Origin of the sequence: Nonomuraea longispora (assembly GCF_004348345.1) — a bacterium.
In the GTDB taxonomy this organism is placed as follows: domain Bacteria; phylum Actinomycetota; class Actinomycetes; order Streptosporangiales; family Streptosporangiaceae; genus Nonomuraea; species Nonomuraea longispora.
Genome location: NZ_SMJZ01000383.1, coordinates 1 through 3,057 on the forward strand (window position 1 = coordinate 1; position 3,057 = coordinate 3,057).

Consider the following 3,057-nt stretch of genomic DNA (forward strand, 5'->3'; position numbering starts at 1 on the left):
GGCGTGGCCGCGGTACTCACGGGAGCGAGCCCGGCAGGCCCGGCCGCCGTCGAGGTGGGAGCGGGCGGCGGCGCGCCCGCGGGCCCCGCCGGCGGACCGCCGCCTGTGGTGCCTCCCGGGTTCCCCGGCGCCTGCCCGCCGGCCGGCGCTCCTGGCGGCGTACCGGCGGGAGCGGGCTGGGAGCCCGGTGTCGCGGCCAGGTCGGTGGCGGCCGCAGCCGTGCCGTCGTACGGCGGGGACCCGTGCCCGTTGCCCAGCGGCGTCGCGACCCGCTCGGACGGCGGCATGTACGGCGCGGGCGACGCCAGATCCGCGTCCCAGGGCAGCCGGTCCGGCATGGCCTCGTACGCCTGGTGGTAGACGCCGTTCAGCTTCGTCATGAACTCCCGCGCGTCGGCGTCGGGATCGTTGGCCGGCATCGACTGCCCCGCTCCCATACCGCTGGCCTCCACCCAGTACATGCGCTGCTCCGTGGCCTGGTCGAAACGTTCCTTGGCCGAGGTCAGCTCGCGGCTCACCGTCTCGAGCGAGGGCGGCACGGTGTCCACGCCGTCCCGCAGCGCCTGAAGGTAGGTCTGGAGGCGCTTCATCCGGGCGAGCATGGCCCTGGCCGACTCCCCGCCCCACGCGCCGTCGGCCACCAGGCGGGCCGCGCTGTCGCCCAGGGTCGTGATCGTGGTGGTGAGCAGCTCGGACGCCGACCTGTAGGCATCCGAGACGGGCCCGAACTCCTCCGGCCTGGTCCCCATGACCATCCGCCGGATCTCCTCGCGCCCGCCGTACCCGTCGGGGTTGCCGCCCTGGAGGCAGCCGTTCCTGATCGGCTTCGGTTCCGGCAACGCGTTGTCCTCTATTCCTTGCGTGGTGCCGCGCCGGCCCGCTGGTCGGCGTCCAGCACGGTGCCGGCGGTGGCCGCCAGGTCGTCGACGACCCGCTGGACCTGCTCCATCACGAAGGCGAGTGAGTCGCAGGTGGCCAGCCTGGCCCGGACCACCGTGCCGGCGTACCCCTGGGCGATGTCCCAGTCGCCCGCGGCCGCCGGGGACAGATCGGGCACCTGGTACCTGGCCGCCTCCAGCTGGGGCAGCAGTTCCCTGGTCAGCTTGCCGGCCACGTCGAGAAGCGCCTGGGGCTCGCACTTCGCCACGTCCCCCGCGCTGGCCGGGTCGATGAGCGGCTCGTCCACCGCGGCTCAGGTGCCCCAGCGGCGCATGTTGGCGTGCTCGGCATCGCGCATGATCTGCGTCGCGTCGTGCAACGCCGGGCCGAAGCGCTGCATGGTGTCGCCCATGGCCACCACCGCGCTGTTCCACTCGCTCTTGGCGGTCAGGTAGACGTCCTTGGCGGCGCCGTCCCAGGTCTCCAGGATCTTCAGGTCGCTTTCCAGGTCGGCCAGCTCGCCGGTCAGGTTCGCGTAGGCCCGGCCGAGTTCCGTGGCGATCTCATCCATCTCGTCGAAGTTCGCGAGGATGATCTCTCCGCCACCGTTCATGGTGAATCTCCGTTCCTCAGACCTGGCCGGCGCTCAGCGCGGCCTTGAGCCGTGCGGCGACGTCGCTCGCGTTGGTGTTCGCCTCGTCGTACTGGATGCCGGAGCCCTTCAGGTTCTCCGCGATCGTGTGCAGCGCGTCGATGACCCTCTTGAACTGCGGGTTCCACTCGTTCAGCACCTGCGCGTAGACGGTGGCGGACTCGCCCTGCCACGCGGCGCCGAGCGTCGCCGGGATCTGGGTGAGCCGGTTGTGGATCTGCGTGATGTTCTGGTGGGCGATCAGCGCGCGTTCTGCGGCGCTGTGCTGGCTGCCCGCCTCATAACGTGTGGGCTCTGGCACGTGCACCTCTCGGTCTCGTGGCCCGGAATGCGACCGGGTTCCCGTACTTTCCGATCAACGTAAGTGGGCCGGAACGAGGCGGGCCACCCTTTCAACTTTCCTGTAAGTGTCACGGTGTCCCCGGCGCGGTCCCCGGCGCGGTCCCCCGCGCGTTCCCCGCACGCCAGCCCCTGCGACGGGCTCTGGGCAGCATCAACGCCACGAAGACCACCAGCGTGGTGGTGCCGACCGCGCCCGCGGCGATGGCGACCGCGATGGCCTGCTTCCGCGCGTCCGGCACCGGCGCCCTGGCCAGCACGATCGGCGGGGCGGCGGCCTTGTCCTCGGTAACGGGGATCACCGAGGTGACCGCGAGCAGCGGGTTGACCAGGCCGGCTCCGGTGCCCGCCGCGCCGCCGCCCTCGGCCGTACGCTCCAGCCTGCGCTTGATCTGCCAGTGGTCGAGCTCCGGGTGCCTGGCTCTGACCAGCGCGACCACGCCGGACACGAAGGGTGCGGCGAAGCTGGTGCCGTCCAGTCCCGTACGGTAGCCGCCGCCGGTCCAGGCGCTGGTGATGCCGGCTCCCGGGGCGGTGACCGAGATGCGGGTGACGCCGTTGGAGAACTCCGACTTCGCGCCGTCGGGCGAGGCCGAGCCGACCGCGATCACGCCGGGATACTCCGCCGGGTACGCCGCCGCGACGGCGCCGTCGTCCTGCTTGACGTTGCCCGCGGCGGCGACGATCACGGCGTCCTTGTCCTGCGCGTACGTCACGGCCGACTTCAGGGCCGGATGGTCCTGAGCCTGCACGGACACGTTGATCACGTCGGCCCCGAGGTCGGCGGCCCGCCTGATGCCCCTGGCCAGCCGCGACACGTCGCCGGAGCGCCCCTCGGTCTGTTTGATCGACAGGATCGTGGCGTCCGGCGCGACCCCCATCACGGGCACTCCTCGCGACGTGAGGTCGCGTCCGGCGATGATCCCGGCGACGGCCGTGCCGTGGCCGACGCAGTCGCGCTTGTCGGTGCCGGTGAGGTCCTCCTGCCGGACGACCACGCCGGACAACTGCGGGTGGGCGGCGTCCACGCCGCTGTCGACCACGGCCACCGTCACACCTTCGCCCCTGGTCAGCCGCCACACCCTCTCGAACCGCAGCCGCTGCTGGGGCCACGGCTCGCCGGTGATCTCCGCCACGCCGGGCTCGGGTTCGCAGCGTACGGCGGGCGTGGTCGCGGGGGTGGGGGC

Annotated in this window: 4 protein-coding genes and 1 pseudogene; all 5 read right to left on the reverse strand. The window is 72.5% G+C overall.

Annotated features, from left to right (window positions below):
* Nucleotides 1–839, reverse strand: a pseudogene (locus tag E1267_RS43245) (hypothetical protein); the annotation flags it as partial.
* An 11-nt stretch (nt 840–850) separates the two neighbouring features.
* Complete coding sequence (locus E1267_RS43250) at nt 851–1,186, reverse strand: hypothetical protein (protein ID WP_132342051.1); 336 nt, start codon at nt 1,184–1,186, stop codon at nt 851–853.
* Between the two features lie 6 nt (nt 1,187–1,192).
* A complete protein-coding gene (locus E1267_RS43255; RefSeq protein ID WP_132342053.1) occupies nt 1,193–1,492 on the reverse strand; it encodes a WXG100 family type VII secretion target in 300 nt (99 codons plus the stop codon).
* Nucleotides 1,493–1,508: 16 nt separating this feature from the next.
* Complete coding sequence (locus E1267_RS43260; protein WP_161714771.1) at nt 1,509–1,832, reverse strand: WXG100 family type VII secretion target; 324 nt, start codon at nt 1,830–1,832, stop codon at nt 1,509–1,511.
* 109 nt (nt 1,833–1,941) lie between these two features.
* Nucleotides 1,942–3,057: type VII secretion-associated serine protease mycosin (gene mycP / locus E1267_RS43265; protein WP_132342057.1), on the reverse strand; the 1,116-nt coding region annotated here is incomplete at its 5' end.